Here is a 19879-nt window from a genome sequence, read left to right as displayed (position 1 = left end):
ATATTCTTTTTAATAGATTAATGCTTACTATTTTCAAATTTTCGCGAAAGCGAACTCATATAATTAATTTCCAAAATTATATCTCAATGTAAATCCAGACCTAATAGTCGTTTGTGGAAATGCTGTGGATATTGCAAATGTCGAAAAAGTATGGTCATAAAAGAAGAGCGCAGTAAGATTTTTACTCAACGCATAATCTGTGGTAAACCTAAGTCCATAAATATCTTGTCCAGCAGTGGTCTGGCTATTGTCTATATCTAGATATCTAATGATAGTTTCGTTTTGTCTAAGAGAGAAATCTGCCTTAAAGTTGAGATCACTCTTAAGAACCCTACGAGATCCACCAAAGTTTGTAACAAACCTAAGGTCCTTAATACGATATCCTAATCCTAATATGTACTCATTACCCTTAATCTCAGTTAAGAGGTTGTTATCAAAGCTTAATCCTAATGCCCTATCTCTTTTAATTTCGGCAAGAATCTTTACAGAGTTTTTCATTTCAAAATCCAGGCGAACTAGCGGTGTGAACTGCTCTGTAAGTGTCACATTACTTAATAGCGTTTGATTTAAAAAGTTACCCGCTTGATCACGTTGTGCGGTCGCAGGGTCTCTATCTGTGTTTCTATTATAAGCTAAGTTAGTCAAGTAATTATTTACAGAATAACCGGCAGTATAACCGTGCTGCACTGAGAATCTCTTAAACTTATCCTTAAACCATTTTATATTCATTAAACCAGTATACTTTATATTCCAGTTAGGTAATGGGATGCTTCTAAGAAAACCAGTGTCTGTTTTATTTACATCCTTACCGCTATACGCTGCAAGGAAAGCAGGTAATAACACTTTTTGATTAGTACGACCAAAACCTTCTGGATACCCATCTGCATCTACCTCAAAGGTATTTGTACCGTAAAACTCTGTTGCTAATCTATTTGCTACTGCCAGCCTGTTTTCTCTGAACGTGTTAAATGTACTACTAGACTCAGATGTACTCTCTGCAAAAGCAGTTCCAAGTAATACGGTAGAAATGTTGAAACGACCAAAGCTATTACCTGTTAGTGATTGGTATGCTAAACTCTGCTGGTTAACTCGGTAATTTTCTTGATAGTTTTCTTGAAAAACACGATTTAAATTAAGGTCTATATCGAGATTTTTAAGAAGTCCTATTCTAGCTTGAATTGCAAGGTCTCTACTCTCTATCTCGCGATACTGCTGGTTAAAATCTTGAAACAATGTTAACCATCCATTACTCGCCGCCAGCTCTCTTACCTCTGCCTGACTTCCAAAAATAAATCCTGGCGTAGGCCTTAAACTTCCTGCAAAACCAACTGATGGCAAATATCCTGGTAAATAAATACCATTACTCTCCTCATAGGTAAGCTGCACACGTTTAATCGCAGTAAGTAATCCTACTCCTGTATTGAGCGCCTTGTCTGATGTACTTAGACCACTTGTGGTTCCATCACTTGAAGCGTCCTCTTTTAATTTATCAATCTTGCTATTACGATTATCTTCTGGTGATGGTAATCCTCTAGGTCTAGTGCTAGTAGCACGCTGTTTTTTCTTCTTTGTTAAGCCTACATATTTATAAAGCTTCTCCATGTCAAAGGTTCCATTAATAGCGTGCGTATTTGTATTCTCCACACTATTCCCTATTTCTGGGATATTATCTAAGACCTGAAATTGTTGTGAACCTCTCTGCCATCTGTAATTTGCAGTATATGCATAGGTAGCAGTAATCCACTCTGTGAATGGAATCTTATCGAATGGCAAATCATAGTTGAGCTGTAATACTCCAAAGTGAGTATCTGGCGTACCTATATCAAAGAATCCATTATAAATACCATATCCATCCACCTCTTGACCGGCATCATCTAGAAAAGCTGGCGTACCGTCATTATCAAGATAATTTCTTACAATACGGTTATGGTTTACATTATAATTGAGACGCAGACTTTTAGTAATAGGAAAATCTACCGAATAACCCCAATCAAACAAATAGTTACGTTGGAATAAACGCGGTACCGCTATATCACCTTCGTTTGCGAAGACATCTCTGAACTTTTGCTGATTAAATTGGCGCACAACATTAGATTGTATAGCAATATTAGACGGCAAGTAATTGAAATTTAAATCTTTTAAAAACTTATAGTATTTCCCTGTAAATAGAGAATCATTTTTAGCAAATGGTTCTAAAGGTTTAGAGTTAAAACTATAGTTATAAGTACCTCCTAATCTCACATTTTGATCGCGAGATTCTTCTATCTCAAAATCTTTATGATCTGTCTGGTTATAAGAATATGAAAAAGTAAGGTTTTCAATATCATAAGGCATAGGCTTGCGCTCTGTATCCATGCGCTCTTTTCTTACTCCTATAGCACTAAAACTTTGGCGTTTTGTATAATCTACAGAGTAATCTTCAATGTTGTCTCTCTCTTCTTGACTAGCTGCATTATCAAGTGATGTATCTAATTCTACATCCTCATAAAGCGGATTGAATTTAGGTGTAATACTCTGCTCACCTATTGCGTAGTTAAGAGGTAACTGTAATCCCCACTTCTTTGGCAGTAATTGACCTGCATTAAGATTTGTAACGATATCGTATTGTGTTACATCTTCTAGACTGCGCTCACCAGCATTTTGCTCTATACTTCCAAAACCTACAGTACTTAAACGTCCCGTTGCAGATACATTTGCAAAGTCTGCAATATTTCCATCTACACTTAGTACTCCAGCATATCCACCATCATTAGTAAGGTCTGATAAGCGTAGCTCATTAAACCAAACCTCTCCACCAATTTCTCCAGGAGAGCAACCCATAGCTTGGTTACTGGTTGGATTTCCATTTTTCACACCCAGCATTAATGTTCTTACATCACCAAAACTAGGAAGACCTTGAATACCTATACGTAATTGACCTTCTTGATAACACATAGACTCTGGATTGAGAATACGATCCCCGTTTTGATCAAAATACGTGATATCATCTGGATCTGACTCTACATCTCCAGCAATAACTTTTGACTTAATAATCTGTAGTAATTCTAATGGAAGATCGAGCTCATTTGCCGCTGGCCAGATAGCATCTCTATCTTGGTTAGACACATTAAATGCAGTAGGCTGTAATGGTAATTCTATTTGATAAAAATTTGAATTAAGGTCGGTTCCCATTCTTATGAAACCTACTAGATTCTGATTATCAAGGCCATTCTCAACAATAGGCTCTGCGTGCATAAACATCTTAAGATTTTTATACTGTCGCATGTCGAGATTATAATATTTATAGACCCCTCTTGCGTCTTGCTCCTCGAGATTTTGAACTCTCAAAGAAAGCGACTGTTCATTTTGCCTGATATTATTATTATTGTTATTGAGTCTCTCACGCTCTACTCCTGGAGGTAATGCATAAGGAACTGGCTGTCTTGTTTCATTTGCCTCAATATTTACGGCAGCCACCTCAAACTGTGTGTTATCTGCATCATTGATTTGAGTGTTTTCATTAGGATCCAACGTTAGTAAGTATCTTCTAAAATCACCACGTACTAAATCTAATGTTCCAAAACGAAGTACAACATCTTCTTGCCATCCGCTCATGTACATACGCATAAAACGTATAGACCTAAAGTCATTAATCCCTCCAACTACATTTGTTGCTTGGTTAATTGGCACTCTAAACTGTACCCACCTTGTAGGGAGTTGATTTCCATTTTGAGTAGTGACAGTTAGCTCTCTTACATCGGTCACAAATGGATTGTTTTCTATACTTAATGATGAAGGATTAATAGGTAATTCATATTCAAAATATGCGTCAACCGTATTCATTGTATTATCACGGTTTACATCTTCCACATCTGGAAAAGTAGTTGAACCACGATTAGTCTGTGTTACCTCTACAGGAGAGTTCCCTTGATTGTTATTGTAATTTCTATATCTTTCTACTACACCACCTTCAGTGTTTAAGAAATAATTGTAGTTATCACCTGCTGGATCTGGAAGTCCTGCAAAGTTTGGAAACTCCGCTGCCTCCTCTACATCACTTAATCCATCATATCCTATATCCTGGTTGGCACGTTGCTGCCCTTCTGTATCAAAAGCATATACTAAAGATTGATTAGTAGGTACTTTACCCCATACCGTTTCTGAAGTTGCCTCATCTCCTCCTTCATTAGGAAGTCCATTTTCATATTGTTTTCTACCATCCTTGAGGATATCCTCAGATATGCTACCCAAGTTAATCGTTAGGTTTCCTCCAGCATTTGTAGTATCACCATCTCCAAAAAATGGATCTAGCAACCAGAATTCAACAAACTCCACGTTTGCTTGTTCAAAATCTGTAGAAGTTAACTGCCTTGTAATTCCTCCAAAATTCTCCTGAGGATTAGAAAGTATTCCATCTGCTGCATCTGGGCTAAAATTATAAGGCCCGCGCTCTCCTGGAAAATAAGCTAAATCAAGCGTAAAAAGCGCTTGTGTTTGACCAGCAATAATATCTTGTTGAGGAAAGATCTCATCCCTAAAAACACGTCTTGTTTCAGCGAGAGACAAGTCGTCGTCTGAGATACCATCAGGACGCTGATTATTATAGAAAATAGGATCTATAGAATACCAAGCAAACTTTGCCCGCCTATATCCTGTAGAAAGATCGCCGTTTGCTAGTTCTCCGCCAAAACCTACTGGTGCAGATGACAAGCTCCACTGTAAAGCTCCGCCAATATCTATAGAGGTTTGTGAACCTTCAAAATCATCTACATAAGAGGTTGCCTCTCCATTAAAGTCCGTTCCTTTAGGTTGCCCAGGAATTAAATAAGCTACTTCACCACGCACCGAAAGATTGGATACTACATCAGTATCAATATTTGGAAGTTTATTTACCCATCTTGTTAAGAAAGGTAGTTCTGTAGAATAACTTGCATTTAGACCTACAATGGTATTATTTATAGGCTCAAAACTATAGGTTGCTTTTTGCGTAAGCGGTCGCTCATTAAGATTTAAGAAAGTACCTCCTACTATGAAATTCTCATTAAACTGGTGCTCTACATTAATTCCTGTAAAACGTTTATTTTGTTGCCCGAAAATAGCATTATTCTCTACAGATGCAGAAATAGGAATGCCAGAAGCTTCAAGTGATTTATCTAAAATAATAACACGCCCTAACTGATAATTGACCGTATAGTCTAAACCTTCTACTAGTCTTCTTCCTCCTGCGGTTACCGTTACAGAACCTTGTGGTACGTTAAAAGCTCCTAATGGAATACCCTGCTCTTGTGCAGATTTATAACGTCCTTTTAGTAAAAATTTATTCTTCTCAGCATTATCTCTAGCTATAGTCTTTGTAGATTGATATAAGGTTGAATAAACGTACTTGTCTTGATGTGCGTTATAGGTCTCTTCATTCTCGTACGTTTCTGCACCATCGTTCACACTTAACAAATCAAACAATGTCTCTCCAAATGGCTCTACAGTTGTAAACACAACACTTCCATTTTGCACATGCACTGTTGTGCCCGGCACAAAATCAAAGAATCCGTCTCCTCCTACTTGAGGATCTCCAAAGGTGGTTAGTCGGTCAAGGTTAAATAATCGTAATAAGGTGTTACTCTCAAGATCTCCACGATCTTGACCTTCATCCATGGTATTATCATTATTAGTCCCATCAAATAAGGTAGGTAAAGGGGCTCCATCTACAGGAGTTATGAAATTAATAGGAGAAGGATCTGAATACACAATGTTCAATCTAAATCCTTCTTGCTCTAATTGAAAAGCACCTAACGGATAGATATTTTTCATCATCAAATCCCATATAGGCTCTTGTACATTTGTGAGGTTACTTTTAAGCATTTTAACCACAAGATTTACGGGGCTTCCAGCTTGTCCAGCAGGAATTACAGTATCTAATATACCATCTCCGTTTACATCTTGTCCGTTTAAAATTCCATCACCATTCACATCAGCATCTGCACTATCTGCAATGTTATCGCCATCTTGATCTGGACGACCCTGTCCAAAATCTGCATCTACAATATCTGGTCTTCCATCTCCATCTGCATCTGGACGACTACCTTCTGTGGCGTTTATTCCGTCATTTGCAAATTCTCCTACTTGATACACTTGACCTCCTACTGTATATTGAAAGGCCACCCCAAGCACTTCATCATTATTTAATCGCTGACTAAGAGATATATAACCTAGTGCTGGATATAATGTAAACTGAGAGCTTTGTAATTGTCTAGCATTTTCAAGTAATACGTAGTCAGTTCCGTCCTGCACTGTGACGTTACCAAAACCTTGACTAGCCGTCGCCACATCTCTTATTGCTGGCGTAAGAACAGACTGTACAGACTGATCGTTTATACCACGTGGATTAAAATCATTATTACGGTTATCTGGGAATGCATTTGCAGCGTTGTTAATAAAACCTGGATTTGCACCTACATCAATCCCTACGTTACTAGGGTCAGACTCTCCTAAATCTTGTATTGCAATTATATTACGAGCATTTGTCGTTTGGTTCTGCCTGTTTGTAATCCAAACTTCTACCCTTGTTATTTGAACTCCTCTGTTATCTATAAACGGGTAGTTTTTAAGCGCATCGTTATAAGTATCCCTGAAGTAATGTGCTAAGAAGAAGTGGCGATTCTCATCATAATCTAGCGCAGGGACCTCAAACTCTTGTACAGTCGCACCACCCTCTGCAGTTACAGTTCTAGGTTGCGACTGGTTCTCAGAAAACACAGCCGTTACACGCGTCTTGCCAAACTGTAACTCTGTTTTTACACCAAACAAGCTCTGTGAACCTTGAATAAGTGCACTATTTAGTGGCATTGAGATGTTACCTACTTCAATTTTTTGTATGATATCATCTTCTGTAGGAGTGTATTCTAGCTTAATTTGATTTTGGAAATTAAAGGTAGACTCCGTATCATAATTTGCAGTAATCTGCAAACGCTCACCTACTTGGCCTAGCAAACTCAAGCTTATACGTTGATCAAAATCAAAGGTAAAATTGCTGCGGTTACGTGGTGAAAATGCTGGATTATCTTGCTTTGTAAATAAAAGACCTAGATCCATCTCTACAGATCCTTGAGGTGTAAACTCTATCTTATCTCCACCAAAAATGCTCTTGAATAAATCATTCTGTACATATAGTGATTTTACTAAGCTATTACGTGTATCGTCCTCGTCAGATCTCCCATCTACCGCATTTACTTTCTCTCTAAAATACTGACGCATTTGCTCGTCACGTACTCTTTTTTGATATTCAGCTGGTGTTAATATGAGAGGATATGTAATATTAAAACTTCCTAATTCCTCAGTAAATATATACCTATCCAGTATAGCGTCATATGTGTATTTTGAAACAATACTATTTGGATTAGGTAACACAAGACTACCTAGCGAAAAAGTAGTAGCCGTAGAATCTTGAGCTGATGCATTCTCCTCTTCTTCTTGTGCGATTGCTAAGGAGTTTCCTAGAAAGAAAAATCCAACTACAAACAATATCGCTATACGTACATTTAAATAATAGTGTTGCTTCAAAATATGCCTACAGTTTTTTTAATGCCTCCTTGATGATCGTTTCTACGCTTGCGTCTGGCTTTTCTTTTACAATCGCCGTACAGACTTTTTCTGCTTGCTTACGCGCAAAACCTAAGGTCTCTAAAGCAGATAACGCCTCTTCTTTGCTAGTATTGCTTTGCACAGCACTTTCACTACTCATATCGTACACCTTCAGTATCTTATCCTTTAGGTCGAGTATTACTCGCTGGGCTGTTTTTGCTCCTATTCCCTTAATACTTTGTATGGTTGCTACATCATTTGATGCAATAGCTTGTTTTATCTGGTGAGGATCTAGAGAGGACAACATTGTCCTTGCCGTACTTGCTCCTATACCAGAAACAGACAGTAATAGTCTAAAGATCTCACGCTCCATCACCTCCACAAACCCAAAAAGTGTGTGGCTATCTTCTTTAACTTGCAGGTGGGTGTGTAACTTTAAAGCCTCACTATCGCCTAGTCGCCCAAAAGTATGCAATGAGATATTAATAAAATATCCTACTCCATTGCAGTCTAATACTACATGAGTTGGATTTTTTTCTATAAGTCTTCCGCTTAAGTGAGTGATCATTTAACATATAATTAAGGAGCGTAAATGTAAGAAATTTATGTCTAGGAGATTGCCAAATTTAATGGTTCCCTTTCGCGAAAATGATCTAACTCAAAACCATGCCCATTTAATAATAATAACGAATAACCGAACTCAATTTGATTAGCAAAACCACAAAAAAAAAGAGGTGTAAAAATTACATTTTATACCTCTTTGTATCAAATTTTCGCAAAAGCGAAAACTACATATTATTTCTGTTCTTGAGCACGACGCACTTCTTGTTTTTGTTTTTTCTGAGCATCAATAACTGTGATTGCAGCCATACTTACCATTTCATCTACACTTGCTCCTAACTGAAGTACGTGTACAGGCTTGCGCATACCTAATAAAATAGGTCCTATGTTATCTGCTTTTTCAAGCTCCTTGATCACTTTATAGGTGATGTTTGCACTATCAATATTAGAAAACACTAGCGTATTTACTTTCCTTCCTGCTAGTTTTGAGAAAGGAAATTTCTTCTGCAACATTTCCCTATTAAGAGCAAAGTCTGCCTGCACCTCACCATCTACCACAAGATCTGGATAGTAACGGTGTAAATAAGACACCGCCTTACTTACCTCTGTAGCCTTCTCATGACCAGAAGATCCAAAGTTTGAATAACTTACCATTGCAATAACAGGCTCAAGACCAAACATTTTTACTGTAGTAGAGGTCATTTGAGCAATTTTAGCAAGCTCTTTTGCAGTTGGATTAATATTTATTGAAGTATCTGCAAGAAACAAAGGCCCTCTTGATGTCACCATCAAGTTACAAGCTGCTACTTTTTGAACACCAGGCGCAGTCCCTATAACTTCTAGCACTGGCTTTATTACAGTAGGGTAACTGCGGCTATAGCCAGATAACATACCATCTGCATCACCTTCGTTTACCATCATTGACGCAAAATAATCACGGCGTTTTACTTGACGTCTTGCATCGAGATAGGTAATACCTTTACGTTTACGTGTGTTCCAGTAAATGTTTGCATAGTGATCTACTTGATCTTTTTCCTCATCAGATAATGGATCGATAATCTCTACATCTGCCTCAAAACCTATTTCTTCCTTGAGTTCAAGTATCACGTCTCTGTTACCTAGCAACACAGGAATTGCAATCCCTTCCTCATGAACAATCTGAGCAGCCTTTAATACATCAAGCTGATCTGACTCTGCAAAGATGATGCGCTTAGGGTCCAGCCTAGCTCTATCTAGCAGTAATCTTACTATCTTATTATCTTCTCCTAGGCGTTCTAATAACTCATCATTATAAGACTCCCAGTCTGTTATAGGCTCAAGTGCGACACCACTATCCATGGCAGCTTTTGCAACAGCAGGAGGGATTGTTGTTATCAATCTCGGGTCAAAAGGTTTTGGGATGATATAATCTCGTCCAAAGGTAAATCGTGTTGCTCCATAAGCAATGTTCACCTGCTCTGGAACTGGCTCCTTTGCGAGTTGAGCAAGTGCCTTTACAGCCGCCATCTTCATCTCTTCGTTTATAGCAGTTGCTCTTACATCAAGTGCTCCACGGAAAATAAATGGAAAACCAAGTACGTTATTAACTTGATTAGGATGGTCTGAGCGACCCGTCGCCATAATAAGATCTGGTCTAGATGTAATCGCCACGTTATAATCGATTTCTGGCGTTGGGTTTGCCATCGCAAACACAATAGGATCATTTGCCATAGATCTAATCATATCTGGTGATACAATATTGCCTACAGACAATCCTAAAAACACATCTGCATTAACCATAGCGTCTGCTAGTGTTTTGTAATCCTTGTTGCTTTTAAATTTTATTTGTTCTGGAGAAAGGTCTGTACGATCTTCACGTAATAAGCCATTAATATCAAACATAGATATATTTTCCAGCTTAGCACCCAGCAAGTGATATAAGTTCATGCAAGATATAGCAGCACTTCCTGCACCGCTCACTACAATCTTTATATCCTCAATTTGTTTACCTGCGATTTCTAATGCGTTAAGCATTGCCGCAGCAGAGATAATGGCTGTACCATGCTGGTCATCATGCATCACAGGAATATCTAACTCGGCTTTAAGTCTTCGCTCTATTTCAAAAGCTTCTGGAGCTTTGATATCTTCTAAGTTAATACCTCCAAAAGTAGGGGCTATATTCTTTACAGTCTCTACAAAAGCATCTACATCCTTAGTATCTACTTCTATATCAAACACATCAATGCCAGCAAATATTTTAAACAAGAGACCCTTACCTTCCATAACGGGCTTAGACGCTTCTGGACCTATATCTCCTAGTCCCAACACTGCAGTACCATTTGTGATTACAGCAACTAGGTTACCCTTTGCCGTATATTTATAAACGTTATTAACATCTTTTGCAATCTCTAGACAAGGCTCCGCTACACCAGGAGAATATGCTAGCGCGAGATCGCGCTGGCTAGAATACTTCTTCGTAGGAACTACGGCAATTTTACCTGGTTTAGGCTTTGCGTGATACACGAGAGCTTCTCTACGCTTGTTGCTGTTTTGACTCATAAAGTTGATTTGTATTTGACTTACAAAAATACTGATTTCCTAATAGGTCACATAAGCTATAGCACATTATAGTTATGAGGTTATGTTCTATTTAAAATCTAATAATTGCGTTAAGATATCTACGTTTTGAGGAAGCCTGCCTACATGCTGTAATTTGATTGCAGCTAGTGATAGTGCTACTTTAAGACAACGTTCAATTTCATATTCTTTAATGTATGCAAATAAAAAGCCGCTCCAAAAGGCATCTCCCGCTCCTGTTGCGTCAAGAATATTTTCTACCCTTGCTGCTGGTAGTTCAATTATTTCTTGAGATTCATTTTTACGCTTTCGCGAAAGCTTAACCCCATCAGAACCTAGCGTGAGACAAACGAGCTCAACACCAAAATCATTATGAAAGAAATCAAATATCTCATCATGAGATTTACGTTCTCCAAACAAGCGCTCCATATCATCCTCGCTTATTTTCACTAGCGGATTATACGAACAGTATTGTCTAAAAGTCTCCATCGCCTTTTCTCTCTTTGGAAAAATACGTGGAGAGTAATTGAGATCAATACTCAAGGTACATCCTGCCTCAAATGCTTTCTTTGCTTTAGTCAAGATAGTAGTGCGAGCAGGATTTTTACTTAATGCAAAAGCAGTGGTATGAAAAATGGATGTCTTTTCAATGAGCTCATTTGGAATTTGATCTTCGGTGATTTTTGTGTCTGCATAACGGTATGGAATAAAATCTGGCGTTCCCGTTGTTTTCGACACAAAGATTACACTCGTAGGATTTACAGCATCTGTTCGCACAAGATCTGTTTGCACTCCATTCTCTTCAAGTTTTTCTTCTATATAAATACCTAGACCATCGTCACCTCTAGTGGCTGCAAGCTTTACATTCATGCCTAATCTAGATAAATTCATAGCCACATTTGTCGGGCTACCACCTAGATACCTGTGATAATCTCTAGTTTGATCAATTCGCACTTCCTTTTGGTGACCTATGAAGTCTATTAAAACCTCACCCACGCATATAATGTCTGTCTCTCTTCTCACGATTATTGCTTTTTTATAAATAGTATTTCTGGATCTCTAAGAATATCTAGTTGCTTACGAAGTTCAACATTGAGCAGTGATAATCCAAATTGATAACTAGCATTCATCCATCCAAAGCCACTTGTAGTAATGTAGTCAAACTCTGTCCCCACATTACCGTACTCTGCAAAAACCTTATGAGTTGCACTCACTACATCATACTTTTCTGGAATAACCCCATTATAATCTACAGCATTTTTTGTGATCATCCACAACCATCGATATGCTAGCTCTTCGACCTCTTCTTTAAAACCGTAATTTTTAAGTCCTTGCCATATCATCATTTGATGTGGCGCCCAGCCATTAGGGTAATCCCATTGTCTTTGCACTGCATCTTCAGGAATTTGAGCTGCCATATTTCGGCTAGTACCTGCGACACCTCCTTTTTCCTTTAACTCAACCATCAATGTCTCGCTCATTGCTAGGGCTTGCTCTTCGCTACACATACCTGCCCATAATGGAAGATAATTTGATGCGCTTTCAAAATGAGTTTGCTTCTCTGTCAACATATTATAATCAAAGAATTGTCTCGCCTCTTCACTCCATAATAGAGCATCCATCAGGCTTTTCCTTTTGCTAGCTTTTTGCTTCCAGTACATACTATTATGACCATGCAAAGAATCTTCAAAATAGGTAGCAGTCAGGTAAGCAAAATCTGCCTCATACTTATAAAGCAAGCTATTTACGTCAACTGTGTTTAAATCTGTACATACATTATCTAGTCGCCATGAAGTATCATGACCACTCTCCCTAAGACTTCTATCATGGGTGAAATAGTTATCTAGTTCTGGAAGATGTATATCGCCATCTTGATACTTAGTCACTAACTCCTGTATCGTACAATTGTAAGCCTTTGCAAACGATGCTAGGTAATCATCAAAATGCCCTTCTTCTGTTTCTGGTGGCACACCTATGCCCTGAGCATAATATCTGTTTAGTCCATTATCTGTAAGCCTAGGTGCAGTCATCCAGACGGTTTTATATTCTTTCATTGCAATACCGAGAACGCTTGAAAGCCATTCTTTTCCCAAGGCAGTATCCTTTTCAAAAGTCTCCCTTATAAATGAAGTAAGAAATGGCGGTTGTGTTCTAGTAAGATAGTAGCTACGATTTGCATTTAAAATTTTACCGTAATGAGTTATTTGATAGCAAAAATTATCAATCATTGCCTTTGCAAGATCTACTCTGTTATCTAATAATAATCCTACTCCTTCAAAATAACTATCCCAACCATACATTTCATTAAAACGACCACCTGGAACTACAAACGGAATACCTTGTTGGTTTTCTAAGCCTAGAGATAAAATACCCGGCTTACTATTTATTGACTTCACATACTCTGGAGTAATTTCCCTGGGAAGTATAACCACCTCTAGGTTAGGAAAATCTTTCTTTAATGAAGAATAGTAAGCAACACCTTGCTCATCTGTTACTGGTACATACATGCGCTGCACGGAGTCTCCGGCTTTTGTATCTGTGAGGATTTTTGAAAGCCCTTTCTTATCGATTGTTCGCGTGAGATCATCCCAGAAGTAATCTCGTATCATTCGATTAATGCGGTCTGTGGGTAATTCTTCAATCTTCCACAATGGAATTTCTGCTTCGTTTTTGCCTTGTGACATTTCTAAGGCTAGCTCTTGTAAAAAATTTGAAAGATGATATGTTCCTTGTATGTGGTACGCTTTCGCGAAAGCGTTATTATCCTCAAACAAGTCTATTTCAAAAGATCTAGGCCCCTTATCTTCTACCGTGATTTTCTTATCGCCATCTGTATCTTCTTGCAAAAGCAGGAGATCTAGCGTATGTTGTATATTACCCTTGAAGTGCATCTTTTTCTGTAAGTTTTTTGAGAATCACATAAAATACTAGCAATACTGTCATTGGGATAAGTGTGAAATAAAAGGCGTTTTCTGGTCCTTTTGTTTCAAATAAATATCCAATGATTCTACTTCCAATAGTTCCTCCTAAGGCGGAAAATATAACAATTAACCCAGTCATAGGGCTATGAACTCTTTTAGGCAGCGCACTTAATACTACAGAATTAAGCAATGGATAAATAGGCGCAATAAATAAGCCTACTAAAGGAAATGCAAAGCCTATAAGCGGGATATCACTCAATGAATCTATCACACCAACATTTAAACCTACAGTTTCTGGAAGGACAAAGATTACAATTAACATCGCTCCTATGGTGCATGTCACTAATACATAAATCCACGAGATTTTCTGAGTAAGAATACCTGCTAATATTCTTCCTACCGCAAGTGACAAAGCGAGAATACTCGCCATCATAATTCCTAAATTTTCTGATAGTCCCAGAACTTTATTATTAAAAGTAGGTAACCATGACATGATTCCTTGCTCAATCATTACAAACAGAAAAGCACTTATTACAAACACGATAATTAATAGTCGTGCCATTAATTTAAACATCTCAAGAAAGTCCTCTTTAAGATCTGCTCCAGGAATCTCTGCCTCCTTTTCAAATTTTGTAAAAAGTAATATTATAAACGAGAGCGCAGATAAACCGGCTAGTAGCCAGTATACATTGAGCCATGCATCAGGCTCTCCTTCTGTATTAAACGCCGGAAAGAGAAAGTAAGCAATGGCAATTCCCACCATAAAAAAACCTTCTATAGAACTCATCAAGCTATTATGCTCTTTTGTGCTATTAGTAACTAACCCGATTGTAGAATATACAGATACTTTTATTAGTGCAAATGCTGCACCTACGGTAGCAAAAAGAATTTTGGCAGTATCAAAGGTGTTTCCAAAATACATAGCTACACAAGCTACTGTAACCATCGCCAGACCTATGAGCATTGCTTTCTTATAGCCTACTCTAGGCAAAAAAGAAGCAACAGCAAATGAAACTATGGCAATTGGTAAATCTTTAAAGGCCTCTAAAACACTGGCAGTTGTCTCGTCTACTCCATAATTATTAAGTGATTTTAAGATAACAATCCCTACACTATTTAAGAGTATGGCAAAGATAAAGTAATTGAGATAAAGTGATAACTTGACACCTACGTGCTTCATAATGCGGAGTTTTTAAAGAATGAAAGCACCAGCGTGAGCCAGTGCTTTCAAGTTGGGTATTAACCACTTATCAGATCCAAACGTCATACTGTTGTAAAAACTGTAGTACAATCAAGGTTCTGTAATTCTTATCGTTGGTCATAATAATTTATGATTTTCTAAGTGGCTCAAGAAAAACTAACTACTATCTCACTAAGATACTAATTACTTATTAGTACTTAATACATTTCTAATGCTTCAAGAGTCGATTATCATGGCTGATCATAAACTTCTTGTGCTTGCTTTGGCGTTAACCTTAATGCCAAAATAGCCGATATTAAGAAAAATACACCTGCAAATAGTATTGCATTTATAGCATTTCCTCCTAGCAAATATTTGTAAATAGGTCCAAAGGTTACAGTCTCAATTGCCATAGGTATTACTATCATCATATTTAAAATACCCATATAAATACCTCGTTTAGTTTGAGGTACAATCTTAGAGACCATTGTGTATGGAATTCCCATCATTGCAGCCCAACCTATTCCAAAAAGAATCATAGGTACCAATACTAAATTTGCGTCATTTATATACGGGATTGTAAACATAGCGATTGCCGTACCTAATAAACTTGCTGCATAAATTTTCTTACCGCCGTACTTCAAGGTTAGTGGCACAAGAACTAGTGCAACAATCATTGTAACCGAATTATAGGTCAAACTCATCTTAGCCGATTGTGATGCTGCTTCTCCAATAGTGAAATTTAATGTATCTCTAAACATAGGAACATTAAATTGCCAATACACAAACAGTGCATACCATTGAAATAGATACACACCTGCCACCTTCCACATAAATGGAGGCATTGTTTTTACGGTTTGAGCAATCTCCACAAATGGATGTTTAAATTTTTCTATAAATGATAGTCCTCTAAATTCCTTGATTTGCACCATCTCCCCTTCAGAAGGTGGTATTTCTTTAGTCTTACTAACAGACCATAATATGGTCGTGATAGATAATATCGCTCCTATAAAAAATGAGTAGTATAACCATTGGGGTATACTTCCTACAATTTCTTCTGCCACTCCAAAAATCTCTTGAAAGTATATAATAGATAGCATCGCAATCACTGTTCCCGCACCTACAAAAAGACTTTGCATTTGGTAACCAAGGCTTAGTTGCTTTTGCGGCAACTTATCTCCTACTAGTGCTCTATACGGCTCCATAGCCATGTTGTTCCCTATATCAAGTATCCAAAGCAATGCAACCGCTACCCACAACACTGGACTAAATGGGAATGCAAAAAGACAGATACTACCTATAAGAGCGCCTATCAAGAAAAATGGTTTCCTTCTTCCAAACTTTGGCGACCACGTTTTGTCACTTATAGCACCTATAATAGGTTGCACAATTAATCCTGTAATAGGACCAGCAATATTAAGAATAGGCAACAAATCTTCGGCAGCTCCAAGATATAAGAATATTGGATTTATAGCTGTTTGTTGAAGTCCAAAGGAAAATTGAATTCCTAAGAAACCAACGTTCATATTAAAAATTTGCCAGAACGAGAGGTTAGGCTTTTTAATGGAGCTTAGTATTTTATTCATAAGATTGTGCGTGATTATTGCTGTGTAGCGACAGTAATATCCGTAATAATTTTTAAAATATCCCCCGAGAATTTCAAATTATGATACTATAACGTTTTCGTAAAACAGGAAATTTTCAGATTATGACCGTTTAAGCGCATCAATATTACGTTGAAGGCCTGAAAACTTGGTTCGTTTTACTGCAGATTTTCTAAAGATTTCTGAAAATACCTCTTGCGTGATTTCTTCCCACTGCTTTTTTGAATTGGAAAGCAATTCTGGATGAGGGTCGAAAAGCGGCTCACTATGTGCTTTTGAAAAACGATTCCAAGGACATACATCTTGACACACGTCACAACCAAACATCCAGTCGTCTAGATGTGGCTTTGCATAGTCAGGAATTTGATTTTTTAACTCAATCGTAAAGTAACTTATACATTTACTACCATCTACCTTATAAGGCTCTACAATAGCACCTGTAGGACATGCGTCTATGCACGCTGTACAACTACCACAGTGATCTGTTACAGGTGTGTCATATTCCAGATCTAGATCAATCACTAATTCTGCTATGAAGTAGAAAGAACCAGCTTTCTTAGAAAGTAGATTGCTGTGTTTACCTATCCAGCCAAGTCCACTCTTCTTTGCCCATGCTTTATCAAGCACTGGAGCGCTATCTACAAAGGCACGCCCGTGCACATCTCCTATTTCCTCTTGAATGTTATGTAAAAATTCTTTGAGCTTATCCTTTATCACAAAGTGATAATCGCGACCATAAGCATACTTAGATATCTTGTACGAATCCTCATTTTGAACTTCGTGAGGATAATAATTAAGTAATAAAGAAATAACACTTTTTGAGCCCTCCACAAGCTTAGTTGGGTCCAGACGCATATCGAAATAGTTCTCCATATACTGCATCTCGCCATTCATATTTTGCTTAAGCCATGACTCAAGGCGAGGTGCCTCCTCTTCTAGAAAACCAGCTTTACTTATACCACAAGACATAAAACCCAGGCGAGTGGCTTCGGCTTTAATGAAGGCGGTATGTTTTACTTGATTTTCAATCATTACTATCTTGGTATAAATTCTAGCAACGCATTTTTAGGCTTTAAGGTAATAAGCGGTAAAATTTCAATAGGTGTGTTTTTTGGGGTAATCTTATACATACTAACCATTTCTGTAATAGCTAAGATCATTTCATACATTGCAAAATTATTCCCTATACACATTCTAGGTCCTGCGCCAAAAGGAAAATATGCCGGATGTTTCATCCCTGCGTTATCATCAAACCTCGTAGGATCAAATTGATCTGCTCGTTCCCAAAAGTCCTTATGCTTATGTATCTCTATCACAGAAAACAATAAGTTAGAACCTGCAGGAACCTCCATTCCGTTATGATCATCATCTTCAATATTCACTCGATCTATAAAATATGCCGGTGGATACATACGCATGGTTTCCTCCAGCACTTGCTTGGTAATGGTACAATGTCTTAAAAACTCATTAAGGTTTGTGGAGTTCGCTTTCGCGAAAGCGTATTCTTCATAAATTTTATCTTGCCAGATAGGATTTCTAGCAAGCAGCTCTGCTGTAAAAGTTAGTGCATTTGAGGTAGTCTCATGACCCGCCGAAAATAAAATGAGAATTTCATCAATAAGCTGTTTATTGTCCATAAACCCACCATCTTCATATTGAGAATCTAGCAGCATATCAAGTAAATCACCTGGCTTGTCACCGCTGTCTTTGCGCTCTTTTACGAGTTCCTTTAGAATCACCCTCGCCTCTTTTGTAAGAGCAAGATGCTTATCTATAGCACCACCATATTTAAAATACCATGCCTTAAATGGCTGGCGCAGTTCTTTTACAAGCATCTTTTGTGCCTGCTCTGTGATGTGCTGCAATCTATTAATTTTATCTCGATCTACATCTGTTTTAAACAATGCCTTAACGACAGTCATAAATGCAAGATCATTAAAAACTTCAAATACATCAAAAGGCTTATGCGTTTCAATACGCAATAGCTCTTCTTTAATTACCTCATGCATTGCATCAAGTAATTGAGCTAGTTGCTTTTTATGAAAGGCTGGCTGTATGAGTTTACGTTGTTTTTTCCAGTGGTCACCTTCTGCCGTAAGCAGACCTTCCCCAACATATTTTGCTAAGTCTTTAGTTTGGATAGGTGATTTACTATAATTCCGCTGATTTTTCTGAAGTGCATATTTGGCAAATTCCGGATCTCTTGAAAAGACGACATCATTACCAAAACCAAGCTTTAGTTTAAAAGTATCACCTTTTGACTCAAAGTTTTCTTTATGAAAAGGCAGAGGGTTTTTGAGGATACTTCCTGCATTTGCAAGAAATTTAAACACGGATACTGCTGGAATTTTATCTGGCATATAATGTTTTATAAGATCAATTATAAAGATAGGGCTTGCATGATATTAAGATAACCCAGGCTTTCAAAAAACATGAATCATTCCACTTTTATAATTGCCAACTTCACAGTAAAAATTAAAACAGTCCGCCTTGCACAGGCCCTTTTACACGACCTAAATGCCTATAAGCTTCTTCGGTCACTTCTCTACCTCTAGGTGTACGCATTATAAAACCCTGTTGTATTAGGAATGGCTCGTAGACTTCCTCAATAGTCTCTGCACTCTCAGATACGGCAGTTGCAAGTGTAGTAATCCCCACAGGACCACCCTTAAACTTATCTATAATGGTCGCAAGTATTTTATTATCCATCTCATCAAGTCCGTGTGCATCTACATTTAATGCCTCAAGACTGTATTTTGCAATAGCAATATCTATACTTCCATTACCCTTGATCTGAGCAAAATCGCGCACACGTCTCAACAACGCATTTGCAATACGAGGAGTTCCTCTACTCCTTCCTGCAATCTCAACAGCGGCTTCCATGGAGATAGGCACCCCTAATATGCTCGAACTACGCTCAACGATAGTAGTAAGCAGTTCCGTAGTGTAATATTGTAATCTACTTGAGATACCAAAACGTGCTCGCATAGGCGCTGTAAGTAGTCCAGAACGAGTTGTTGCACCCACTAATGTAAATGGAGCAAGATCGATCTGTACGCTTCGAGCATTAGGACCGGTCTCGATCATAATGTCGATACGATAATCCTCCATAGCTGAGTATAGATACTCTTCTACTATGGGACTCAATCTATGTATCTCATCAATGAAAAGCACATCTCTCTCATCAAGATTGGTAAGTAAACCCGCAAGATCTCCTGGCTTGTCTAGTACAGGACCTGATGTAATCTTGATATTTACATCAAGTTCATTGGCAAGAATATTTGCAAGGGTGGTTTTACCTAAACCTGGAGGACCATGAAACAATGTATGATCTAGCGCCTCACCTCTAAGATTTGCAGCTTGAACAAATATCTTAAGATTTTCCAGCACCTGATCTTGTCCTGCAAAGTCATCAAAAGACAGAGGTCTCAATGCCTTTTCGACATCTACATCTTCTCTAGAAAAACCTTCATTTGTGGGGTCTAAATGTTCATTCATAC

At 37.9% G+C, this 19879-nt stretch carries 10 protein-coding genes; all 10 read right to left on the bottom strand.

What is annotated here, in order from left to right:
• Positions 1-63: 63 nt before the first annotated feature.
• Complete coding sequence (gene sprA / locus KRODI_RS07865) at positions 64-7536, bottom strand: cell surface protein SprA (protein ID WP_013751063.1); 7473 nt, start codon at positions 7534-7536, stop codon at positions 64-66.
• A 7-nt stretch (positions 7537-7543) separates the two neighbouring features.
• The gene (gene ruvA, locus KRODI_RS07860; protein WP_013751062.1) at positions 7544-8125 is read right to left on the bottom strand and encodes a Holliday junction branch migration protein RuvA; all 582 of its coding nucleotides are present in this window, start codon (positions 8123-8125) and stop codon (positions 7544-7546) included.
• Positions 8126-8352: 227 nt separating this feature from the next.
• The gene (locus KRODI_RS07855; protein WP_013751061.1) at positions 8353-10656 is read right to left on the bottom strand and encodes an NADP-dependent malic enzyme; all 2304 of its coding nucleotides are present in this window, start codon (positions 10654-10656) and stop codon (positions 8353-8355) included.
• 87 nt (positions 10657-10743) lie between these two features.
• Positions 10744-11697 (bottom strand): carbohydrate kinase family protein, encoded by a 954-nt coding sequence (locus KRODI_RS07850; protein ID WP_013751060.1) that lies wholly within the window; start codon positions 11695-11697, stop codon positions 10744-10746.
• Positions 11698-11699: 2 nt separating this feature from the next.
• The gene (locus KRODI_RS07845) at positions 11700-13565 is read right to left on the bottom strand and encodes a trehalase family glycosidase (RefSeq protein ID WP_013751059.1); all 1866 of its coding nucleotides are present in this window, start codon (positions 13563-13565) and stop codon (positions 11700-11702) included.
• A complete protein-coding gene (locus tag KRODI_RS07840; protein WP_013751058.1) occupies positions 13549-14775 on the bottom strand; it encodes an MFS transporter in 1227 nt (408 codons plus the stop codon). The genes KRODI_RS07845 and KRODI_RS07840 overlap by 17 nt, the downstream gene beginning before the upstream one ends.
• A 251-nt stretch (positions 14776-15026) precedes the next feature.
• Complete coding sequence (locus tag KRODI_RS07835) at positions 15027-16361, bottom strand: MFS transporter (RefSeq protein ID WP_013751057.1); 1335 nt, start codon at positions 16359-16361, stop codon at positions 15027-15029.
• Between the two features lie 120 nt (positions 16362-16481).
• Positions 16482-17411: a tRNA epoxyqueuosine(34) reductase QueG gene (gene queG, locus KRODI_RS07830; RefSeq protein ID WP_013751056.1), complete on the bottom strand. Its 930-nt coding sequence runs from the start codon at positions 17409-17411 to the stop codon at positions 16482-16484.
• Positions 17412-17413: 2 nt separating this feature from the next.
• On the bottom strand, positions 17414-18739 hold the full coding sequence (locus KRODI_RS07825; protein ID WP_013751055.1) for a cytochrome P450: 1326 nt from the start codon (positions 18737-18739) through the stop codon (positions 17414-17416).
• 115 nt (positions 18740-18854) lie between these two features.
• A complete protein-coding gene (gene ruvB / locus KRODI_RS07820; protein ID WP_013751054.1) occupies positions 18855-19877 on the bottom strand; it encodes a Holliday junction branch migration DNA helicase RuvB in 1023 nt (340 codons plus the stop codon).
• Positions 19878-19879: the final 2 nt, after the last annotated feature.

Origin of the sequence: Dokdonia sp. 4H-3-7-5, assembly GCF_000212355.1 — a bacterium.
Taxonomy (GTDB): Bacteria; Bacteroidota; Bacteroidia; order Flavobacteriales; family Flavobacteriaceae; genus Dokdonia.
Note: the sequence above shows the minus strand (reverse complement) of the source record. Positions and strands in the feature narration are given on the sequence as shown.